17 protein-coding genes and 2 pseudogenes are annotated in these 22,009 nt (G+C 67.7%); 5 read left to right on the top strand and 14 right to left on the bottom strand.

Features of this window, described 5'->3' with window-relative positions; genetic code table 11:
- Nucleotides 1-126: 126 nt before the first annotated feature.
- From ACIHAO_RS37470 to ACIHAO_RS37455, 4 genes are read right to left on the bottom strand one after another with little or no spacing between them, the layout of a single operon-like run.
- Complete coding sequence (locus ACIHAO_RS37470; RefSeq protein WP_125796462.1) at nucleotides 127-942, bottom strand: carbohydrate ABC transporter permease; 816 nt, start codon at nucleotides 940-942, stop codon at nucleotides 127-129.
- Nucleotides 939-1,874 (bottom strand): carbohydrate ABC transporter permease, encoded by a 936-nt coding sequence (locus ACIHAO_RS37465; RefSeq protein WP_396566131.1) that lies wholly within the window; start codon nucleotides 1,872-1,874, stop codon nucleotides 939-941. Before ACIHAO_RS37465 ends, ACIHAO_RS37470 begins: the two co-directional genes overlap by 4 nt.
- The gene (locus ACIHAO_RS37460) at nucleotides 1,874-3,214 is read right to left on the bottom strand and encodes an ABC transporter substrate-binding protein (RefSeq protein WP_396566129.1); all 1,341 of its coding nucleotides are present in this window, start codon (nucleotides 3,212-3,214) and stop codon (nucleotides 1,874-1,876) included. The genes ACIHAO_RS37465 and ACIHAO_RS37460 overlap by 1 nt, the downstream gene beginning before the upstream one ends.
- Entirely contained in the window at nucleotides 3,207-4,211 is a 1,005-nt protein-coding gene (locus tag ACIHAO_RS37455) for a zinc-dependent alcohol dehydrogenase family protein (protein ID WP_396566127.1), read from the bottom strand. The genes ACIHAO_RS37460 and ACIHAO_RS37455 overlap by 8 nt, the downstream gene beginning before the upstream one ends.
- 129 nt (nucleotides 4,212-4,340) lie before the next feature.
- Here ACIHAO_RS37455 and ACIHAO_RS37450 point away from each other — a divergent pair, with 129 nt between their 5' ends.
- Entirely contained in the window at nucleotides 4,341-5,321 is a 981-nt protein-coding gene (locus ACIHAO_RS37450; RefSeq protein WP_396566125.1) for a sugar-binding transcriptional regulator, read from the top strand.
- Between the two features lie 67 nt (nucleotides 5,322-5,388).
- Here ACIHAO_RS37450 and ACIHAO_RS37445 read toward each other — a convergent pair whose 3' ends face one another.
- Entirely contained in the window at nucleotides 5,389-5,748 is a 360-nt protein-coding gene (locus ACIHAO_RS37445) for a winged helix-turn-helix transcriptional regulator (protein WP_396566123.1), read from the bottom strand.
- Nucleotides 5,749-5,817: 69 nt separating this feature from the next.
- Here ACIHAO_RS37445 and ACIHAO_RS37440 point away from each other — a divergent pair.
- Both ACIHAO_RS37440 and ACIHAO_RS37435 read left to right on the top strand, forming a co-directional pair.
- A pseudogene (locus tag ACIHAO_RS37440) lies at nucleotides 5,818-6,414 on the top strand (NADPH-dependent F420 reductase); the annotation flags it as partial.
- 46 nt (nucleotides 6,415-6,460) lie between these two features.
- A pseudogene (locus ACIHAO_RS37435) lies at nucleotides 6,461-6,820 on the top strand (hypothetical protein); the annotation flags it as partial.
- Nucleotides 6,821-6,873: 53 nt separating this feature from the next.
- On the opposite strand, the gene ACIHAO_RS37430 reads toward ACIHAO_RS37435, so the two are convergent.
- Complete coding sequence (locus ACIHAO_RS37430; protein WP_396566121.1) at nucleotides 6,874-9,378, bottom strand: DEAD/DEAH box helicase; 2,505 nt, start codon at nucleotides 9,376-9,378, stop codon at nucleotides 6,874-6,876.
- Nucleotides 9,379-9,531: 153 nt separating this feature from the next.
- On the opposite strand from ACIHAO_RS37430, the gene ACIHAO_RS37425 reads away from it, so the two are divergent.
- Complete coding sequence (locus tag ACIHAO_RS37425; RefSeq protein WP_396566119.1) at nucleotides 9,532-10,773, top strand: primosomal protein; 1,242 nt, start codon at nucleotides 9,532-9,534, stop codon at nucleotides 10,771-10,773.
- A gap of 62 nt (nucleotides 10,774-10,835) precedes the next feature.
- Here the strand turns inward: ACIHAO_RS37425 and ACIHAO_RS37420 are convergent, their stop codons facing one another.
- Both ACIHAO_RS37420 and ACIHAO_RS37415 read right to left on the bottom strand, forming a co-directional pair.
- Nucleotides 10,836-12,038 (bottom strand): MFS transporter, encoded by a 1,203-nt coding sequence (locus ACIHAO_RS37420; RefSeq protein WP_396566117.1) that lies wholly within the window; start codon nucleotides 12,036-12,038, stop codon nucleotides 10,836-10,838.
- A gap of 56 nt (nucleotides 12,039-12,094) precedes the next feature.
- Nucleotides 12,095-13,204: an adenosine deaminase gene (locus ACIHAO_RS37415; protein ID WP_396566115.1), complete on the bottom strand. Its 1,110-nt coding sequence runs from the start codon at nucleotides 13,202-13,204 to the stop codon at nucleotides 12,095-12,097.
- Between the two features lie 210 nt (nucleotides 13,205-13,414).
- Here ACIHAO_RS37415 and ACIHAO_RS37410 point away from each other — a divergent pair, with 210 nt between their 5' ends.
- Nucleotides 13,415-14,503, top strand: coding sequence for a PA containing protein (locus ACIHAO_RS37410; protein WP_396566113.1), 1,089 nt, complete (start codon nucleotides 13,415-13,417; stop codon nucleotides 14,501-14,503).
- Nucleotides 14,504-14,860: 357 nt separating this feature from the next.
- Here the strand turns inward: ACIHAO_RS37410 and ACIHAO_RS37405 are convergent, their stop codons facing one another.
- The 6 genes from ACIHAO_RS37405 to ACIHAO_RS37380 form a co-directional block, all read right to left on the bottom strand.
- The gene (locus ACIHAO_RS37405) at nucleotides 14,861-16,141 is read right to left on the bottom strand and encodes a thymidine phosphorylase (protein WP_396566111.1); all 1,281 of its coding nucleotides are present in this window, start codon (nucleotides 16,139-16,141) and stop codon (nucleotides 14,861-14,863) included.
- A complete protein-coding gene (locus ACIHAO_RS37400; protein ID WP_396566109.1) occupies nucleotides 16,138-16,527 on the bottom strand; it encodes a cytidine deaminase in 390 nt (129 codons plus the stop codon). The genes ACIHAO_RS37405 and ACIHAO_RS37400 overlap by 4 nt, the downstream gene beginning before the upstream one ends.
- A gap of 1 nt (nucleotide 16,528) precedes the next feature.
- Nucleotides 16,529-17,803 carry an ABC transporter permease gene (locus ACIHAO_RS37395; RefSeq protein WP_396566107.1) on the bottom strand — a complete coding sequence of 425 codons (1,275 nt, stop codon included), beginning with the start codon at nucleotides 17,801-17,803 and terminating at the stop codon, nucleotides 16,529-16,531.
- The gene (locus ACIHAO_RS37390) at nucleotides 17,800-18,897 is read right to left on the bottom strand and encodes an ABC transporter permease (protein WP_396566105.1); all 1,098 of its coding nucleotides are present in this window, start codon (nucleotides 18,895-18,897) and stop codon (nucleotides 17,800-17,802) included. The genes ACIHAO_RS37395 and ACIHAO_RS37390 overlap by 4 nt, the downstream gene beginning before the upstream one ends.
- Nucleotides 18,894-20,468 (bottom strand): ABC transporter ATP-binding protein, encoded by a 1,575-nt coding sequence (locus ACIHAO_RS37385; RefSeq protein ID WP_396566103.1) that lies wholly within the window; start codon nucleotides 20,466-20,468, stop codon nucleotides 18,894-18,896. The genes ACIHAO_RS37390 and ACIHAO_RS37385 overlap by 4 nt, the downstream gene beginning before the upstream one ends.
- Before the next feature lie 80 nt (nucleotides 20,469-20,548).
- Entirely contained in the window at nucleotides 20,549-21,685 is a 1,137-nt protein-coding gene (locus ACIHAO_RS37380) for a BMP family protein (RefSeq protein ID WP_396566101.1), read from the bottom strand.
- Nucleotides 21,686-22,009: the final 324 nt, after the last annotated feature.

Below are 22,009 nucleotides of genomic sequence, written 5' to 3'. Positions count from 1 at the left end.
TCTTTTGCGTTTCTGTTACTTGGGGGGGGGGGGCGCCGGGGGGGGGGGGTGGGGGGGGGGGGTTTTTTTTTTTTTTTTTTTTTTAAAAACCAAAAACCCCCCCCCCCACCACCGCGACCCAACGCCTTACTTGACGGCGCCCATCGACAGTCCTCGCACCAGGTGGTTCTGCGCGATCCAGCCGACGATCATCACCGGCAGTGACGCGAGCAGCGCGGCCGCGGACAGCTGCGCCCAGTACAGGCCCTCGCTGGTGATGAACCCGACGAGGAACACCGGCACCGTCCCGGCCCGCGCGGCGGTGAGGTTGACGGAGTAGAAGAACTCGGTCCACGAGAAAATCACGCAGATCAGCGCGGTCGCGGCCACGCCGGGCGCGACCACCGGCATGATCACCTTCCGGAGCAGGATCGGCAGCGTCGCGCCGTCGATCCGGGCCGCCTCGATCATCTCGTGCGGCACCTCCAGGAAGAACGACCGCATCATCCAGATGGCCAGCGGCAGGTTCATCGAGGTGTACAGGATGATCAGCGCCCACACGTTGTCCAGCAGCCGGGTGTTCTGCGAGATCACGTACAACGGGATGATCGCCGCCACGATCGGCAGCATCTTCGTCGACAGGAAGAACCCGAGCGCGTTGCTCGTCCCCTTCACCGGCGCCAGCGACAGCGCGTACGCCGCCGGGATCCCCAGCAGCAGCACGAAAAGCGTCGAAACGACGGTCACGAACGCCGAATTCGACAGGTACGGCAGGAAACCGCGTTCGAGTACGCCGGCGAACTGGTCGAGCGTCGGGGTGAAGAACAGTCGCGGCGGATCGGTGTAGGCGTCGGCCTCCTGTTTGAAGGCCGTGAGGATCATCCACAGCAGCGGGAACACGAACAGGATCGCGATCACCCAGGTCGCGGCCGTCAGCGCGCCCGGCCCGAAACGACTTTTCATTTCGCGCCTCCCTGTACCGAGAACGTGCGGAACATCAGCCGCAGCGCGAAGGTCGCGACGATCATCGTCAGGATCACGACGATGACACCCATCGCGGACGACTGCCCGATGTCGAAGCCTTGGAACGCCCGTTGATAGATGTAGAACGGCAGGTTCGTGCTGGCCGTCCCCGGGCCTCCCTGTGTCATCAGGAAGATCGCGTCGAAGCTGTTCACGATGTAGATCGCGCCCAGCAGCGTCGCCAACTGCAGGAACCGGCTCAGATGCGGCAGTGTGATGGCGGTGAACGTCCGCCAGCGGCCGGCACCGTCGACCGACGCGGCCTCAAGCACGTCCTTCGGCTGGCTCTGCAACCCGGCCAGGATCAGCAGCATCATGAACGGCGTCCACTGCCAGACGACCTGGGCCATCACCGCCGCCAGCGGGTACTCCGAAAGCCAGTCGACGTCGGTGCCGAAGACGAAGTGCAGCAACCCGTAGGTCGGGTCGAACATCGTCGTCTTCCACAGCAGCGCGCCCGCCGCGGGCAGGATCAGGAACGGCGTGATCAGCAGGGTGCGGACCACACCGCGGCCGAGGAACTTGCGATCCAGCAGGATCGCCAGCCCCAGGCCGAGCAGCAGCGAGAAGAACACGCACACGACCGTCAGCACCACGGTGTTCAGCAGCGCGCCGAGGAACGTCGAGTCGGCGAAGACGTCGATGTAGTTCTGCAGCCCGACGAAATGCCGCGAGCCCGGCCGCACCAGGTTCCACGACTGAAACGAGTAGAACACCGTCAGCACGAACGGCAACTGCGTCACCGCGACGACGAACAGCAGCGCGGGCAGGAGCGGCAGCCGTCGTTTGAACGGCGTGTCGGTACCGCGCTTGGGAGCCGCCTTCTTCGCATGGGCCGGCTCCGGACGGGCAGGAGCGGAGATCGTGGCCATCACTGCACCTCCTGATACGACTTGCCGACGGTCCGCGCGTACTCCTGCGACTGTTCGAGTGCTTCGTCCACGGTGATCTGTCCCGCGATCGCCGCCGAGAGCTGCTGGCTCACGCGGGTGCCGAGGTCCTGGAACTCGGGGATGCCGACGAACTGGATCCCGGGGTAGGGCACCGGATTCACCATCGCCTTGCGCTGGTCGGCGTCCGCGATCCCGTCCAGCGTCGGCTGTGCGTAGGCCTTGGCGGCCTCGCGGTACTGCGGAATGTCGTAGGTCGATTTCCGCACGCCCGGCGGGACGCGGTTCCAGTCGCCGAACTCCTTGGCGACCCGCTGCACGTACGCCTTGTCGGTCATCCAGGACATGAACTTGAAGGCGATGTCCTTGTGCTTAGCGACCTTCGGGATCGCCAGCGCCCACGTGTAGAGCCACCCGCTCGCCTGCGTCTTCTCCACCGGCGCCGGGGCGTAACCGGACTTCCCGACGACCTTGCTGGCCGACGGGTCCTCGTTCGTGCCCGCCATGACCGTGGCGTCGTACCACATCGCGGCCTGGCCTTGCGTGTACCGCGTGCCGCATTCGGAGAAGCCCGCGCTCGACGCGCCGACCTCGCCGTGGTTCCGCACGAGGTTCACGTAGAACTCGGCGGCCGCTTTGAATTCGGGGCTGGTCAGCTTGGCGTTCCAGTCCTTGTCGAACCACTGGGCGCCGAAGGTGTTGGCGACCGTGGTGAACGGCGCGAGGCTCTCGCCCCAGCCGGGCTTGCCGCGCAGGCAGATCCCGGCGATGCCCTTGGCCTTGTCGTCTAGTTTCGCCGCGAACTCGGCGATCTGCGTCCACGTCGGCTTGGCCGGCATGGTGAGTCCGGCCTGCTCGAACAGATCCTTCCGGTAGGCCAGGAACGAAGACTCGCCGTAGAACGGCACCGCGTAGAGCGATCCGTTGTGCGACAAGGATTCCTTGATGCTCGGGATGAAGTCGTCCGCGTCGTAGGACGGATTCGCCGCGATATGCGGTTCGAGGTTCTCGAGCCAGCCGTTCGCGGCCCACTGCGGCGCCTCGTAGTTGCTGATCATGACGACGTCGAATTCGCCGCCCTCGGTGGCCGTCGACGCGGTGATCTTCGCGCGTGCCTGGTTTTCCGGCAGGGACACGAATTTGAGGCTGACACCGGGGTTCGCCTTCTCGAACTCGCCGGAAAGCTCGATGGCGTCCTTCATCTGCGGGTTCGCGACGATCGCGACGACGAGCGTCCGGTCGCCGGTCCCGAGCGCGCCCGCACCGGCGCACCCGGTGAGGGTGAGCAGGAGAACCGCGAGCAGAGCGGCTGCTTTACGCACTTTCGCCTCCCGGTATGACCTGCACCTTCAGGCCGGCGCCGCTGCGCATGAGGGCGAGCGCGTCGGGATACCGCTCCAGCGGCAAGGTGTCGGTGAGCAGTGCGGCGGTGTCGACGGCGCCGTCGGCGACCAGGTCGAGCGCGGCACCGAAGCTGTTCATGACGGCCATCGAGCCGACGACGGTGATCTCGTCGTTGTAGATCCGGAACGGTGAAAGCGCGACGCGCGCTTCGGCGGGCGCGACGCCGAAGACCAGCAGGCGGCCTCCGCGTTGAAGCGAGTCGAAAGCGGCTTCGATGGCGGGTGCGGCGCCGGTGCAGTCCGCGGCGGCGTCGAACTTCTCGTCGTCGAGGTCCTTCACGTCGCCGGCGACCGCGACCGCGCCGAGGTCCATGGCACGGCCGAGCCGGGAGGTGTTGCGGTCGACCACCGTGACGTGGGCACCCGCGCGTTGCAGCAACTGCTGCATGATCAGCCCCATCGTGCCCGCGCCGACGACCAGGAACCGCTCCCCCGCCTCGACGCCGATCCGGCGCACACCGTGCACGGCACAGGAAACCGGCTCGACGAGGGCACCCTGTTCCCAGGTCATCGTGTCCGGCATGCGGTAGCAGTTCGCGGAGGGAACGGCGACGTACTCGGCGAAAGCGCCGTTCACGGTGTCGCCGGTCGCGTTCCAGTTCTCGCAGAGGTTGCCGCGGCCGGACCGGCAAGGCTTGCAGTAACCGCAGAACAACGACGGGTCGACGGCCACCCGGTCGCCGATCTTCCAGCCGCCCGGCACGTCGGCGCCGAGTTCGACGATCTCGCCGGCGAATTCGTGACCGGGGACGATCGGATACGGCGTCGGCGGGAAGTGCCCGTCGGCGATGTGGAGGTCGGTCCCGCAGATCCCACAGGCACCCACCTTGACGACGACCTGGCGATCCCCCGGTTTGGGATCGGGTACCTCACCGACCCTGATCTCGCCGGGCTTGTCCACGATCGCGGCACGCATGCCAGCTCCTCTTCTCTCCGCTCAAACGAGCGGGGCGGGCTTATGCTTCGGACTGCATGTCCAGGCATGGTGAACTTTTCCCTGGTGTTACGTCAACCTTTCGTGCGGATTTCGCGTTATAGTGCTCATATGAGCGCGAAGAAGCAGGCACTCGGGCTGGTGGAGTCGCTACGCCTGGCCGCGGTGGCCCGGCGGTTCTACGAACAGGGGGCGTCGAAGCTCGAGATCGCCGACGAGTTCGGCATCAGCCGGTTCAAGGTCGCGCGAATGCTCGACACAGCCAGGGAAAGCGGCATCGTCAAGGTCGAGTTCCACCTGCCAGCGCCGGTCGACCTCGTGCTGTCCGAGGAGATCCGCTCCGCGTACCGGCTGGACCGCGTCCTCGTGCTCGAACGAGCGCCGGAGCCGGAGTCCCGCGAGGTCGCCCGGCGGAAGATCGGCACTCTCACGGCCCAGCTACTGACCGAAATCGTCACTCCCGGCGACGTGCTGGGCCTGTCCTGGGCACGTTCCGTGAACGCGATGACCGACGCGATCCAGTCGCTGCCGAAGTGCCCGGTCGTGCAACTGTGCGGGGTGCAGGCGGGCATGGACATGCGGGACCGGTCGGTGGAGACGGTCAGCCGCGTCGCCTCCGTCTCCGGCGGGCAGGCGTACCCGATCTTCGGCCCGCTCGTCCTCCCCGACCGCCGGACCACCGAGACGCTGCGCAGGCAGCCCGGGATCGCGGAGACGTTCGGGCAGTTCAAAAACCTGACCAAGGCCGTCGTGAGCATCGGCGCGTGGAAGCCCGAGGAATCGACCGTCTACGACGCTCTCGACGAAGCCGAGCGCAGCGCCATAGCGAAACGCGGTGCCAAAGCCGAAGTCTCCGCGCGGCTGTTCGACGCCGACGGCACCCCGATGTCCACCGGACTGGCCCACCACGTGCTCGCCATCAGCGCCGAGGAACTGCTCGCCGTCCCCGAAGTGATCGCGCTGGGCTACACGGAACCGAAGGCCGAAGCGATCGACGCCGTCCTGCGCTCCGGCATGGTCTCGACGCTGATCACCGACGCCGCCGCGGCCGTCCCGCTCCTCAAGCTGGCCGCGGCCCGCCCACCCACCTAGCCGACCTCGCGAGTTACGCCCCCAATCACACGAGTTACGCCTTCAATCACGCGAGTTCGCCTTCCGATCACGCGAGATCGCGTAACCGGGTCGCCTGATCCTGCGCCGCCATCACTTCGTCGCCGTGCCTGAACGCCCACTCCCCGAAGGCTTCGATGGGCGCGAGCAGCGTGGCTCCGAGGTCCGTCAGCGAATACTCGACCTTCGCCGTCCGGCCGCAGTCACGCCTGCTGACCAGGCCGTTGAACTCCAGCCGCCGGACGGTCTCCGTGAGCACCTTCGTGCTGATCCCGCCGAGCCGTCGCCGCAGTTCGGCCGGCCGCAGCGGCCCGTCGCGCAGGGCCCACAGCACGACCGGGTTCCACGTGTTCGCCATCAGGTCGAAGGCCAGCCGGGCACGGCAATCGGCGAGAAAGACGTCGTTCATCGGACCTCCGGTAACCAATCGGTACCCGCACGGCTTTCTACGGTCATGGGGTAACTCGATCTTAGGGAGCGGCACATGCGTATCGGTATCTTCGGCGCGGGCGGGATGGCGGAGGCGCTCGGCGGCCAATGGGCCAAGGCCGGGCACGAGGTGACGGTCGCCGCCCGCGACCGGGCCAAGGCCGCCAGGATCTCCCCGCGAGTGGGGACTTGGGAGGAGACAGCCCGCGCCAGTGACGTGATCCTGCTCGCCGTTCCCGCCGCGTCGGTGACGGAAATCCTTGCCGCCGCGGGGGATCTCGCCGGGAAGGTCTTGATCGACTGCACCAACGCCGTCGGCAAGGGCGCCGTTCTCACGGTCCCCGACCAGGCCGCCCGGATCGCCGCCGCCGCACCGGACGCGCACGTGGTCAAGGCGTTCAACCTGTGCCACGTGGACGTCTGGCAGATGACTCCGCCGGTGTTCAGCGGCCGTCCGCTCGCGGTGCCGATCTGCGGCGACAAGGTCGGCGAAGTGAGCGAACTGGTCCGCGACCTCGGGTGCACTCCGCTGGTCGCGGGCGGCCTCGACCGGGCGGCGCTCATGGAGGCGACGATGGCGTTCATGGTCGGGCTCTGGTTCGACGGCCACGACGCCCAGGCATGCTTCCCGCCCCTTCCGGTGTGACTTCAGGGTCGTCCCCGATGTGCCGGGCCGGCCTGGCGGGCGAGCCTCGTTTCTGCTGGCGCCGCTCGCCAACGCGTCGGCCTTCACCGGCTTCACGCTCGCCGCGGCGACGGCCTGGGGTTTCACCCGGCATCGGTGGGTGCTGGCGAAGTTCACGATCACGCTCGTCCAGCTGTACGCCGGTATTTTCCTGCTGTCCGGCGCTTTGCGGGATTCCGTGGTGGCGGCGCGGGCCGGTGAGCCGGCACCGCTGGCACTGGTGGCCGGGACCGCGCTGATGGCGAGCGCGCTCGCGTTCCAGGCGTGGCTTTCGGTGGCGAAACCGTGGGGCAAGTTCCGCTCCGGCACGAGGCTGCCGACGGCGCCGCACCGTGCTGATCACTCAGCTGGTCCGGCGCCGTCGGCTGCTCGCGGCACCGAGGTCGTGAAAGCCTCGTTTCGCGCGCCCGCGTGCCGGCGTCAGAGCTGGTCCACCGCCGTGATCCGGATGACCGCCGAGCCCGCCTCGTCCGAAGCAGCCAGGTCGACCTCGGCGCTGATGCCCCAGTCGTGGTCACCCGCCGGATCGTCGAAGATCTGCCGCACCCGCCAGATCTCCTTCTCCTGCTCGATGATCAGCAGCTTGGGACCGCGCGCGTCCGGCCCGATGCCGAGGGTTTCGTGCTCGTCGAAGTAGTCCTCGATGGCGTCTTCCCACGCGTCGGCGTCCCAGCCCGAAGCGGCGTCCAGATCGCCGAGCGTCCCGTAGGCCCGCCGCGACGCCAGCTCCACCCGGCGGAAGAGCTCGTTCCGCACGAGCACCCGGAACGCCCGCTCGTTCCGCGTGACCGCGGGCGGCTTGGACGGCGGCCGCACCGAAACGGGACCCTCCTCTTCGGGGTGCCGCAAGGCTTCCCACTCGTCCAGGAGGCTGGAGTCGACCTGCCGCACCAGTTCGCCCAGCCATTCGATGAGGTCCTGCAACCCCTCGGTCTTGGCCTCGTCGGGGACCGTGTGCCGCAGCGAGTCGTAGGTGTCGGTGAGGTACCGCAGCACCAGCCCTTCCGACCGGGCGAGCTGGTAGAAACCGATGTACTCCACGAAGTTCATCGCGCGCTCGTACATGTCGCGCACGACGGACTTCGGCTTGAGCTCGTAGTCCTCGACCCACGGATGTCCTTGCCGGTAGCGGGAATACGCCGCCTCCAGCAGTTCCTCCAGCGGCTTCGGGTACGTGACGTTCTCGAGCAGTTCCATCCGCTCGTCGTACTCGATGCCCTCGGCCTTCATCGCCTGGACGGCCTCGCCGCGCGCCTTGAACTGCTGCTGCGACAACACCGGACGCGGATTGTCCACAGTAGATTCCACAATGGACACGACGTCGAGCGGATAGGACGGCGACTCGGCGTCGAGGAGTTCGATCGCGGCCAGCGCGAACGGCGAAAGCGGCTGGTTCAGCGCGAAGTCGAACTGCAGGTCCACGGTGAGCCGCACGATGCGGCCCTGCTCGTCGGGTTCGTCGAGCCGTTCGACGACGCCCGCCGCGAGGAGCGCGCGGTAGATCGCGATCGCGCGCAGGATCAGTTTCCGCTGGGCGGGACGATCGGAATGGTTGTCCTCCAGCAGATGCCGCATCGAGTCGAACGCGTTGCCCGGCCGGGAGACGACGTTCAGCAACATCGAGTGGCTGACCTGGAAACTCGACGTCAGCGGTTCCGGCTCGGCCGCGATCAGCCGGTCGAAGGTGCTCTCCGTCCAATTGACGAACCCTTCCGGCGCCTTCTTGCGGACGATCTTCTTTTTCTTCTTGGGATCGTCGCCCGCCTTCTCCAGCGCCTTGGCGTTTTCGACGACGTGGTCCGGTGCCTGCACGACGACGTAGCCGTCGGTGTCGTACCCGGCACGGCCGGCGCGTCCGGCGATCTGGTGGAACTCACGCGCCTTGAGATGCCGCTGCCGCACGCCGTCGTACTTCGTCAGCGCCGAGAAGACCACTGTGCGGATAGGTACGTTGATGCCGACGCCGAGGGTGTCGGTCCCGCAGATCACCTTCAGCAGCCCGGCTTGCGCGAGCTGCTCGACCAGGCGCCGGTACTTCGGCAGCATGCCGGCGTGGTGCACGCCGATACCGTGCCGGACCAGCCGCGACAGCGTCTTCCCGAACCCGGCCGAGAACCGGAAGCCGCCGAGCATCTCGGCGATGGCCTCCTTCTCGGCCTTCGAGGTGACGTTGATGCTCATCAGCGTCTGCGCGCGTTCGATCGCCGCCGCCTGCGAGAAGTGCACGACGTACACCGGGGACTGACCGCCGTGGAGCAGCTCGGACATCGTCTCGTGCAACGGCGTCAGCGCGTAGCGGAAGGTCAGCGGCACCGGCCGTTCCACCGAGGTGACCACCGCGGTCGGACGGCCCGTCCGGCGGGTCAGGTCCTTCTCGAAGAACGAGACGTCGCCCAGTGTCGCCGACATCAGCACGAACTGCGCGTTCGGCAGTTCCAGCAGCGGCACCTGCCAGGCCCAGCCGCGATCAGGCTCCGAATAGAAGTGGAACTCGTCCGCGATGACCTGCCCGACCGGCGCGTCGGCGCCGAACCGCAGCGCCATGTTCGCCAGGATTTCCGCCGTGCAGCAGATGATCGGCGCGTCGGCGTTCACCGCCGAATCGCCGGTCATCATGCCGACGTTCTCCGCGCCGAAGATCTCGATGAGCTGGAAGAACTTCTCCGAGACGAGCGCCTTGATCGGCGCCGTGTAGTAGCTGCGGCGGCCGTGCGCGAGCGCGGTGAAGTGCGCCCCTACGGCGACCAGGCTCTTTCCCGAGCCCGTCGGCGTCGACAGGATCAGGTTCGCCCCGGAGACCACTTCGATGATGGCCTCTTCCTGCGCCGGGTACAGCTCGAGCCCGCGCTCGGCCGTCCAGGAGGAGAAGGCTTCGAACAGCGAGTCGGGGTCGGGACGCGCAGGCAGGAGGTCTGTAAGTGTCATCAGAGGACCTATCGTGCCATCCGTTGGTCGCTTCTTGCCCAGGGGTGATCGCGCCCTCCGCCGGAAACCCGTAGGCTTCGCGGTACCGCGCACCTATCGGGCAAGCATCGCCCGGTCGCGCGCACACAGGCGGTAATCCGAGAGGGCTTAGGAATGGCACAGGACATCATCCCGATCGAACTCGGCCTGCCTCAGGGTGACGTCGTCACCCTCTGGGCGCCGCGCTGGCGGGAGGACGGCGAGGAGTGGGAAGCCTTCCTCGGCGACGAGGAAGACCTGTACGCCTTCCCGGACGCGGCGCATCTCGCGGCCTTCGTCCGGACCTCCGAGCAGCACGACCTGCTCGACCACCCGGCGTGGGAGGCCGTGCCCGCGCTGAACGTGCCCGAGCTGATCCCGGACGACGACCACACGTACGACCTGGTGGGCGTCCCCGAGCTGGTCGCCGAGAAGCCGGACCAGTGGACGCTCGGCGAGCTGGCCGAGATCATCGGCATCGTGCGTTCGCTCGCGGACGTGTGCGAGCTCGACGAGGTCCACGAAGTCCTCGACGCGCACGAGAGCTTCTCGCTGCTGGATCAGGGCACGCTGCCCTTCTCCGGCCGCGACGGCGAGCGTCTCTGGGCGGACCTGTCGCAGGCGGTCTCCGAGAAGTGGGACACCGTCCTCGACGCGATCGACGGCCTGGTGACCGCTCCCGACGTCGACGAGAAGGTGCTGGAGCAGACGGCGGAGGAGCTCGCGACCTTCCTCGCGGAGTCCGCCGAAGCCGAAGCGGCCGCCGCCGACGACGACCTCGTGGACGATGACGACGAGGACGAGGAAGACGACGAGCCCGTCGGCTTCTGGGGCGAGGTCGGCATCGACCCGATCAAGATCATCACCTCCGGCGCCGAGTACTACACGCTGCGCTGCTACCTCGACGACAAGCCGATCTTCCTCGGCAGCGAAGGCGAGATCGACGTCTTCACCTCCGAGAAGGCCCTCATCCGCGCGATCGCGGACGGCAAGGACCTGGCGGACAACGACCTCTCCCAAGTGTCCACTTGGGACGAGGTGGCCACGAAGGCCACCGCCGGCGAGCTCGAGATCGACGTCGACGCCGAGAACACCTACGTGTTGAACGGGATCGCCGACGACATCGCCGAAGGCCCCGAGGCGATCGACCCGACCCAGCTGGAGCTGGCCGTCGAGCTGATCACCGACGCCGCCGAATGGGCCGAAGACGACAGCGTCGAGACCGCGCTGGCCGGCAACGAAAGCCTCGGCTGGCTGGTGTCGTTCGTGCTGCGGCCGGACCCCTCGCGGCTCGAGCCGAGCGCTCCGTTCGACGCCGAACAGTCCGAGTGGCGCAAGCTCGTCGAGACCTTCGAGAACCGGCTCACTGTCGTCTGATCCATCCACCCGGAACGCTATGAAAGGCCCCTTCATTGCAAATTTCGCAATGAAGGGGCCTTTCATAGCGCTTGGGTGCTCTCGTGCTTGACGGGCACCAGTGCGATGGCCAGCGCGGGGAAGACCGCGGCCACGCAGAAGGCCAGGGCGTAGCGTGAGTCGCCGATCACGAGACCCAGCAGCGGCGGCGTGAGTGCCGCGGCGATGTTCTGGCCGGTGTTCTGCGTGCCCATCGCCCGCCCCGCCCACGCGAGCCCGGCCATCTCCGCCGACGCGGTGAACCCGAGCCCGTTGTCCGACACGGTGATCACCGCGGCCAGCACGAGCGCGAGCAGCACCAGCCACGGCCACGTCGCGTCCCCGAGCGCGACCAGCAGCATCACCCCGGCGCTCGCCATCGCCAGCTGCCGCATCGGCCGCAGCCTGCTGCCCGCGCGGTCGGACCAGTAACCCGACGCGATCCTGCCCAGCGCGCCGAGGATCTGGACGGCGCCGACGAACCAGCCCGCGGACGCCGCCGTCCAGCCGTGCATGGTGACCAGGTACACGGGGGTGAAGGCGGAGACCGTGAACTGCGGGACGACGAGCAACGCGCTCGCGCCGTGGACCCGCCACAACGCCGGCTTCCGGTACGGCGACGGCGGCTTCTCCCGCTTGCCCGCTTCGGCCTTCGGACGCGGCGGATCGACCAGCAGCCAGGCGACGAGAAGCGCGACGGCGATCGCGGTCAGCGCGGGCAGCAGGAGCGAGACCTGGAATCCCCAGCGATCCGCGAGCGGCGGGAGACCGAAGGCGGCGACGCCCACCCCGAGCGGCTGAGCCATCTGGCGGATGCCCATCGCGAGGCCCCGCTCGGCCGGGCCGAACCAGCCGAGGACGGCCCGGCCGCTCGCGGCATTCACTGACGCGGTGCACGCACCGGCGAGCAGGAACACCCCAAAGAGGATCCCGAGCGAGTGGTCGCCGACGGCCGCATACACGAGGAGTAACCCCGAGACGCCGAGTCCGAGGGCCATTACCAAACGCTCTCCGTAACGGTCCGCGGCCGCACCCCAGAGGATCAAGGTGAACAACAGGCCAAGACTCGGCGCCGCGACCACGGTTCCCGCTTCGGCGAGCGTCAACCCCTCCGCACGCTGCATGGACGGCACCAGGAACGGCAGCCCGTAGAGGAACGAACAGCTCGCGGTCTGCGCGGCGAGGCCGAGCGCGAGGATGAGCCAGCGTCGTTTTCCGCCGACCCCCACGTCCACGACCTGCGTCATCACGACCACCGTTTCACTATATGGGAATCAACTCCTACATAGTGAACGATAGTTGGCTATGCTAACGAACGCAAGGACGCATAGCCGGGCTTGATGACCGTGTTGATGATGTCGAGCCGCTGGTCGAAATCGAGGAAGGCGGATTTCATCGCATTGATGGTGAACCACTCGAGATCGGCCACCCCGTAGCCGAACGCGTCGCTCAGTGCCGCGAATTCGCTGGTCATCGAGCAGCCGCTCATCAACCGGTTGTCGGTGTTGACGGTGACCCGGAACCGCAGCCTGGCGAGCAGGCCGAAGGGATGTTCGCCGATCGAGCGCGCCGCTCCCGTCTGGACATTGGACGTGGGGCAGATCTCCAGCGGGATCCGGCGGTCGCGGACGTAGGCGGCCAACCGTCCCAAATGGACCGTGCCGTCACTGTCGGTCTTGATGTCCTCGACGATGCGGACCCCGTGGCCGAGCCGCTCGGCGCCGCAATGCTGAATCGCCTCCCAAATGGACGGCAGCCCGAACGCCTCCCCGGCATGAATGGTGAAATGCGCATTATTCGTCCGCAGAAACTCGAATGCGTCGAGATTTCTGGTAGGCGGAAATCCGTCTTCCGGCCCGGCGATGTCGAACCCGACCACGCCGGCGTCGCGGTAGCGGACGGCGAGACCGGCGATCTCAAGCGCCCTGGCGTGCTGGCGCATCGCGCAGAGCAACGTCCCGACGCGGATCCGGCCACCGCCGTCCGCCACTCTCCGTTCACCTTCGGCGAATCCGGCCTGAATGGCCTCGACCACCGCATCGAGTGACAGTCCGCGTTCGACGAAGAGTTCGGGGGCATACCGCACCTCGGCGTAGACGACCCCGTCGGCCGCGAGGTCCTCCACCGCCTCGGCGGCCACTCTGACCAGCGCTTCCTCGGTCTGCATGACACCGCAGGTATGCGCGAACGTCTCAAGGTACGAGACGAGGGAGCCGGAATCGGCGGCGTCGCGGAACCATCGTCCGAGTTCGACGGGATCGCTGGTCGGCAGGGCCGTGTACCCGCTCTGTTCGGCGAGTTCGGCGACCGTGGCGGGACGCAATCCGCCGTCCAGGTGGTCGTGGAGGAGAACCTTCGGAGCGCGGGCCAGTACCGCCTCCGGGATGCTTGGTCTGCTGCTTTCAGAGGACATACGTAACGGTAACCAGCCTGTCATTCCCCTACATGGTGGTAACTCGTACGCTCTGGTTAACCCTCGGCTTTGTCGATCACGGGCTGAATCGGCCATCAGGGTCAGAGCTCGACATTGTCCGATACCCGGGGGCCATACGCAGAGCAATTTCGCAATGGATAAGCTTGACGTCACGTCCCTCCCATTTCCCCGCCCACGAAGGACACCGCAGTGACCACTGACAACCACATTGCAGCCCCGTCCTTCGACCGGATGCGCAACATGCTGGTGCGCGCGGCCGAAGTGCGTGAGAGCGAACAGCAGCAGATCTTCGACGCGCTCGACGACATCTACGCACGTCTGGCCCCGGTCGACTCGCTCGGCGCGGTGCGCAAGCGGCTCTCGGAGATGCCCGACCGCACCGAGACGAGCGTGCTCGCCGAACGTCTCGACGAGACCATGTCGCGGCTCGAAGCGCAGGACACCGCGATCGCCGCACTGACCCGCGCCGTCGAAAGCATCGTCGACAAGCTGGCGAAGCCGTTCGCCCAGCTCGACGGCCGCCTCGACGGCATGGCCGCGCGCCTCGAAGGCGTCGGGGGCCGGATGGACGGGCTGGAAGACAAGCTCCAGAACATCCACCGCCGTCTCGACGAACTCGGCGCGCACCTCGACAAGCAGGACGTGAAGACCGACGCGCTGCCGCAGTCGGTGATCGGCCCGGTGCGCGAGCGCGTCGAGCAGGCCGAGTCGACCCTGCGGGACCGCGTCGACACCGTCGACCGCGAACTGCGCACCCGCGTCGAGAACCTCGACAAGGCGACCAAGGAAAGCCTCACCGCGAACACCGAGGCGCTGAAGACCGCGCTGACCGAGACCGGCGAGATGATCGACGCTTCGGACCGCCTCGACGGCCTCGGCGACCGCCTCGAAAAGGTCACCTCGCGCCTCGACGACCTGGCCGAGCGCCTCGACAAGGTCGAAGACGGCTTCACCGGCCGCCTCGGCGACCTCGACGGCTCGATCCGCTCCGGTCTGTCGAAGGTCGAGAGCACGCTGCAGAAGCAGCCGGACACCGACTCGGTCGACACGCTGGTGCGCAAGAGCAACGACGAGTCCGTGCGCCGCATCGGCGGCCAGCTGGACGAGGCCATGGCGACCTTCGCGGAGCTGATGCTCGGCGGTGGCCCGGCCGTGCAGCAGATCTCCCCGCCGCCGCCCGCCCCGCGTCAGCCGCGTCGCAGCTCGCGCAACGGCCGCGCGCCCAAGGCGGCCGACGCCAAGGCCAAGGCCGACGGCACCGACGAGACCACCGACTGATCCGCTTGTAGCGCGTGAAGGCCCCTTCCCCTCGGGAAGGGGCCTTCACGCTTCTCTGACCTCTTCGGCGCCCGGCACCGACCTGCGTTTAGCCCCCTAATCGCGATCCGCCCGCGCCCTACGCATTCCGTCACCTGGTTGCGGCAGGGCCACCCGCGACGAGGATGCGCGCCCGCCGGCGCCCAGCCGGACAGCCGAGTCGGACGGCCGAGCTTGAGCGGCCGAGCTGGGCAACCGACGTAGGGGCCCCCAATGTGGCATTGGGGGCGCTCGCTCCCAGCGCGCCCCACGCAATTCGGCACCTGGTTGCGATAGTTGCACGCGCAACTATCGCAACCAGGTGCCGAATTGCGTGGGTCAGGGCCGCACGGTCTCCAGGACGAGCGGAGCGGAGGCCGGGGCCTCCGAGGAGACGGCGTAGGCGTCTTCGAGCGCAGCGAGAGCCGAAGGAACAGCGTCCGGCGTATCGGTGTGCAGCTCCAGGAGCGGCTGCCCGGCCGAAACCTTGTCGCCCGGCTTCGCCAGGCACAGCACGCCGGCCGCGGCCTGCACCGGATCCTCCTTGCGCGCCCGCCCGGCCCCGAGCCGCCAAGCGGCGACCCCGACCGAATAAGCGTCCAAACGCGACAAAACCCCATCAGCGGGCGCCGAGACGACGTGGACGTGCTCAGGTCGCGGCAAGGGAGCGTCCGGATCCCCGCCCTGTGCGGCGATCATGCGGCACCACGTCTCGTAGGCCTTCCCCGACGCGAGCACCGCGGCCGGGTCCACATCGGACAGACCAGCCAACGCCAGCATCTCCCTGGCCAAAGCCACGGTCAGCTCGACGACGTCGGCCGGGCCGCCGCCGCGCAGCACCTCGACCGACTCCGCGACCTCGATCGCGTTGCCGACGGCGTGTCCCAGCGGCACGTTCATGTCCGTGATCAGCGCAGTCGTCGCGACGCCGTGCGCGGTCCCGATCTCGACCAGGGTCCGCGCGAGTTCACGCGCCTGCGGAAGCGTCTTCATGAACGCGCCTGAACCGGTCTTCACATCAAGGACGAGCCCGGCCGCGCCTTCCGCGATCTTCTTGCTCATGATCGAGCTCGCGATCAGCGGGATCGACTCCACCGTCGAGGTCACGTCCCGCAGCGCGTACAGCTTCTTGTCGGCCGGAGCCAGCCCGGAAGTGGCCGCGCAGACCACCGCGCCGACCTCGTCGAGCTGCCGGATGATCTCCGATGTCGACAAAGCGGCACGCCAGCCGGGGATCGACTCGAGTTTGTCGAGTGTCCCGCCGGTGTGGCCGAGCCCGCGCCCGGACAGCTGCGGCACGGCCGCCCCGCACGCCGCGACGAGCGGCGCCAGCGGAAGCGTGATCTTGTCGCCGACCCCGCCCGTCGAATGCTTGTCGATGGTCGGACGGCTGACCTTCAGGTCGAGCCGCTCCCCCGACGAGATCATCGCGCCGGTCCAGCGCGCGATCTCGCCGGAATCCATCCCCCGCAGGAAGATGGCCATCGCGAGCGCGGCCATCTGTTCCTCGGCGAGGTCGCCGCGTGTGTACGCGTCGATCGTCCAGTCGATCTGCTCATCGGTGAGCCGTCCGCCGTCCCGCTTCGCGCGGATGACGTCGACAGCGGCGAACGCGCTCACGGCAGGTCTTCCGGGCCGAACGCGTCCGGCAGCACCGCGGACATCGGCAGGATGCCGCTGGGAGTGTCCACAAGGCACTCCGCGCCACCGTGCTCGAACAGGATCTGACGGCAGCGCCCGCACGGCATCAGGAGGTCACCGGCGCCGCTACGGCAGGCGACGGCGACGAGTTTGCCGCCGCCGGTCAGCCGCAGCTGCCCCGCCATCGTGCATTCCGCGCACATTCCCAAGCCGTACGAAGCGTTTTCGACGTTGCAGCCGACGACGATCCGGCCGTCGTCCACCACACCCGCGACGCCGACGTGCAGGCCCGAGTACGGCGCGTACGCCGACTTCGCAGCCTCGACGGCTTGAGCCCGCAAGGCTTCCCAGTCGTACTCCGCCATGTCAGTCCTCACCTCGCCGATAGGTGGCGCCGATCGCCTTGGGCGGTCGCAGCCGCTGCGAAGCCACCGCCAGCACGATCAGCGTCACGAAGTGCGCGGTGTACGGGATCAGGTCGCTGGGCAGGTCGTCGTTGTTCCAGTAGATCGCGTACAGCGCGACGGCACCGACGACACCGAGCGCGGAAGCGATCCACTGACGGCGGAACAACTGCACCGCCACGATCACGGCCAGCAGGATCACCGCGCCGTACAGCAGCGCGAGCACCGCGGTGCCGCCACCGGCGAGCTGGAGTCCGTCCGCGTAACCGAACAGCGCCGCGCCGCCGAGCAGGCCGCCCGGCCGCCAGTTGCCGAAGATCATCGCCGCGAGGCCGATGTACCCGCGGTTGTTGGTCTGGTTCTCCAGGTAGTCCGCCCCGCCGGCGAGCAGTACGAGCGACGCGCCGCCCATTCCGGCGAGCCCGCCGGAGATGGTCATGGCGACGTACTTGTGCAGGTAGACCTTCACGCCGAGGGATTCGGCCGCGACCGGGTTCTCACCACAGGACCGCAGCCGAAGGCCGAAACGCGTCCGCCACAGCACGAGGTAGCTGATCGGGACCAGCGCGATCGCGATCATCGTCAGCGGCGCGACCTCGGTGACCAGGCCGTTGAGGATGCCGGCGAGGTCGGAGATGAAGACGCGCTGCATCTTCTCCAGATCCAAAAGCCAGTCCGAGAGGAACGTCGCCGAATAGGTGTCGAACTTCGGGACGGGCGGCGACTGGCGCGGGTTCCCCGAAAGCGGGGTGAACACCAGGTTCGCCAGGTACTTCGCGACGCCGAGACCGAGCAGGTTGATCGCCACACCGGAGACGATGTGGTTGACGTTGAAGGTCACCGTCGCGACGGCGTGCAACAGCCCGCCGAGCGCGCCGAACACCACCGCCGCCAGCAAACCGGCCCAGACGCCGCCGTAGAACGCGCCCCAGGCTGCACCCCAGGTGCCGAGGATCATCATGCCTTCGAGACCGATGTTGATCACGCCCGCGCGTTCGGCCCAGAGGCCGCCGAGCGCGCAGAGCAGGATCGGCAGCGCCAGCCTCAGCGCGGTGTGCGCGGTGTTGGTCGAGGTCAGCGTGTTGACGCCGGTGGCGTACGACGCGATCGCGAGCACGCCGACGGCCAGCAGCCCCCAGATCGCGCCCTTGAGCCAGCCGGGGATGCGGCGCTTCGGCGGCTTCACCGGCAAGGTGGTCCCGCCCGTGTTGGGCGACAGAACGTCCGCGGTGGTCACACCGCACCTCCCTCGGAAACGCTCGATCCCTTGCGGCCGTTGCCTGCCAGCGCGCGACCGACGCGACGCTGTTCGGCGGCCAGGTCCGCGCGGCGCACGATCTCGTACGCGATGACGACCGACAGCACGATCACGCCCTGCATGATCGTGGCGATCTCTTTGGACACGTTGATCTGTTCGAGCGACACCGCGGACCGGTCGAGGAACGCCCACAGCAGGGCGCCCAGCGCGATCCCCGCCGGGTGGTTGCGGCCGAGCAGAGCGACCGCGATACCGGTGAAGCCGTACATCTGGGTCGAGGTGATGCCGTAGCTGAAATCGCGGCCGAGCAGTTCCGGCATCGCGACCAGCCCGGCGACACCACCGGAAAGCAGCATCGCGATCAGCGTCATCTTCTTGGCGTTCACGCCACCGGCGGCGGCCGCCGTCGTCGATTCACCGGAGGCCTTGAGCTCGAACCCGAACCGGGTCCGGTTGAGCATGAACCAGTAGGCCGCGCCGATCAGCGCCGCGATGAACACGAAGCCGAACAGCTCACCGGAAAGGATCGGGATACCCGGGATCCGGCCGGTGCCGTCGATCTGCCGGGTGGCGATGTTGTTGCCGGTCTGCACGCCGAACTGGTCCGCGTTGACCAGGAACGCCACGATGCCGCCGACGATCGCGTTCAGCATGATCGTCGAGATGACCTCGGAAACGCCTCGGGTCACCTTCAGCACGGCGGGGATGGCCGCGTACAGCATGCCGCTGAGCACCGCGACGACCAGGATCGCCAGCACGTGGATCACCGGCGGCAGTTGCAGTGCCCCGCCGATGATGGCGGTGACGATGGCGGCGAACCGGTACTGGCCTTCGACACCGATGTTGAAGAGGTTCATCTGGAAGCCGATGGCCACCGCGAGCCCGGACAGGTAGTAGACCGTCGCGAGGTTCACCGTGTCGACGGCCGTCGAGCCCTTGAAGAGCTGGCCGATCATCGTGCCGTAGGCCTGGAGCGGGTCGGCGCCCGAGATGATCAGCGCGATGGCCGTCAGGATGACGGCGAACACGATCGCGAGCAGAGGCGGCAGCAGCCTCGTACGCCAGCTACTCACGCTGCACCTTCTTCAGTGTCGGAAGCACCCGTCATCGCGGAGCCCAGTTCCTGCGGGGTCACGGTCGCGGGGTCGGCCTCGCCGACCAGTCGTCCGCGCAGCATGACCTGAATGGTGTCGGAAAGCCCGATCAGCTCGTCGAGGTCGGCCGAAACCAGTAGCACGGCCAGCCCGGCCGCGCGGGCCTGGCGGATCTGCTCCCAGATCAGCGCCTGCGCGCCGACGTCGACACCACGCGTCGGATGCGACGCGATCAGCAGCACCGGATCGCCGGAAAGCTCACGCCCGACGATCAGTTTCTGCTGGTTACCACCGGAAAGCGCGGCGGCAGGGACGTCGATGCCCGGCGTGCGGACGTCGTACTGCTCGACGATGCGGCGGGTGTCCTCACGCGCGCCGGCGATGTCGAGCAACTGTCCTTTCGCGACCGGCTCGCGGGTCTGGTAGCCGAGGATCCGGTTGACCCACAAGGGTTGCGTGAGCAGAAGGCTGTGCCGCGTGCGGTCTTCGGCGATGTAGCCGATCCCGGCCTCGCGGCGGGCGAGCGTCCCCAGTTTGTGCAGTTCGACGACCTGGCCGTCGACCTCGGTCAGTTCGATCCGGCCGCCGCCCTTGCGCATGCCCATGATCGTCTCGACGAGTTCGGTCTGGCCGTTGCCCTCGACGCCGGCGATCCCGAGCACCTCGCCCGCGTGCACCGTGAAGGAGATGTGGTCGAGCACGTTCCGCTCGGAACCCTCGACACTCAAGCAGACGTCGTCCAGGCGGAGGACGGGCCGATCGGTCACGGTGGACTCACGGGTCTCCGGGCTGGGCAGCTCCGAGCCGACCATCATCTCGGCCAGCTGACGTGAGGTGATCGTCTTCGGATCGGCCGTGCCAACGGTGGTGCCGCGGCGGATCACGGTGACCGTGTCGGCGATCGCGCGCACCTCGTCGAGCTTGTGCGAGATGAAGAGGAAGGTGAAGCCGTCCTTCTTCATCGCGCGGACGGTCTCGAACAGCGCGTCGACCTCCTGCGGCACGAGCACCGCGGTGGGCTCGTCGAGGATGATGATCCGGGCACCGCGGTAGAGCACCTTCACGATCTCCACGCGCTGGCGGTCGGCGACGCCGAGTTCTTCGAGCAGCGCGTCCGGCCGGGCGTGCAGGCCGACCCGTCCGGCCAGCTCCGCCAGTTTCGCCCTGGCCGCGCGGCCGATGCCGTGCAGGTTCTCCGCGCCGAGGAAGACGTTCTCCCCCACGGTCAGGTTGTCGGCCAGCATGAAGTGCTGGTGGACCATCCCGATCCCGGCCTTGATGGCGTCCTGCGGGTTGCGCAGCCGCACCGGTTCGCCGTTGATCGCGATGCCGCCCTCGTCCGGCTGCTGCATGCCGTAAAGGATCTTCATCAGGGTCGATTTGCCCGCGCCGTTTTCGCCGCAGACAGCGTGCACCTCGCCCTTGGTGACGGTGAGGTTGACGTCGGAGTTGGCAACGACACCGGGGAACCGCTTCGTGATCCCGGTCAGCTGCACGGCCGGTTCACCCCGGTCGGGGGCGTCGGTGACCTCGGCCTGGGGAGCGCTCATGGAAAAGCCATCCAGTTCTGGGGTAAACAGGTTGGGGCTCGGAAGGGGTTACCCTCCCGAGCCCCGCTGCCTGGTCGAGCTTACTTCTGCGGCTTGTCCGAGACGGTGATCGCCCCGGAGACGATCTGCGCCTTGTAGCCCTCGAGGACGTCCTTGATGTCGTCGACCTTGCCACCGGAGGTGGCGTAGCCGATGCCGTCGACCTTGAGGTCGAACCGCTTCGGCAGCGACGTCAGGTCGCCCTTCGCGAGCGCGCGCAGGTAGTCGAACACCGCCACGTCGACGCGCTTGAGCATCGAGGTGATGATGACGTCCTTCGACGCCTCGACCGTCTTCTGGTTGTACTGGTCGGAGTCGACGCCGATGGCGAGCGCGTTGTTCGACTTCGCGGCCTCGAAAACGCCCTTACCGGAGGCGCCGGCGGCGTGGTAGAGCACATCCGCGCCCTTGGCGATCTGCGCGGCGGCCTTCACGTTGCCCTTCGCCGGGTCCTGGAACCCGGAGAAGTCACCGGCCGGGGTGAGGTACTCGTCCTCGATCTTGGCCTTGGACGAAGCGGCCTTCACACCCTGGAGGAAGCCGGCCTCGAACTTCTGGATCAGCGGCGTGTTCACGCCACCGACGAAGCCGACGTGGCACTTCTTCGACTTGTAGGCGGCGGCGACACCGGCCAAGAACGAGCCCTGCTCCTCGGCGAAGACGAGCGAAGTGACGTTCGGGGCCTCGACGGACTCGTCGACGATCGCGAACTTCGTGTTCGGGTACTTCGGCGCGACGGCCTTGACAGCGTTGGCGTAGGCGAAGCCGACCGCGATGATCGGGCTGAAGCCCTGCGAAGCGAGCTGGTCGAGACGCTGCGACTTGGCGGCCTCGTCTTCGGTCGCCGCGGCGGTGCTCTCGGTGACCGTGGTGACGCCGAGCTCGGCCTTCGCCTTGTCGGTACCGGCGGCGGCGGAGTCGTTGAAGGACGCGTCGCCACGACCGCCGACGTCGAAGGCCAGCGCGACCTTCAGCTTGCTGCCGTCGACCTTCTCACTGGACTGGCTGGTGCTGGTCGAGGCGGCCGCCGCGGCGGGCGGCTTCGGCGCCGTCACGCAGCCGGCGGACTGGTCCCCAGAGCCCGCGTTGTTGTTGTTCCCCGCACCTGAATCCTTCGCGCATCCGGCCAGTACCAGAGCACCGGCCATGGCGGCGGCGGCCAGCGCGGTTCCACGCATGCGACGCAACGTGTGTCTCCCTCCCCGCTGATCCAGCGGATGGTCCGAAGAAACGACCCGGCGACAGTGCCGGGTTCGACCGAGAGACGGTACCTAACGGCCGCTTTGCCGCCATAGGAAAGGCACGCTACGTAACACAAACGTTTACTCATGAGTCGTACGCGCGACGAACGGACCACGCACGGTGATCACGACGGAGTAAGCGCAGGCCGCACCCGGCCCCCAGGCCGCGAGAAGGACCCAAGATCGTCACGCACCGTTCAGAGAACCCCCTCCCGTCCACAGTGGACGAACCGGTGAGTTACCGGCCGCGTCACCCGATCG

Origin of the sequence: Amycolatopsis sp. NPDC052450 (assembly GCF_044547565.1) — a bacterium.
Lineage (GTDB): Bacteria > Actinomycetota > Actinomycetes > Mycobacteriales > Pseudonocardiaceae > Amycolatopsis.
Note: the sequence above shows the minus strand (reverse complement) of the source record. Positions and strands in the feature narration are given on the sequence as shown.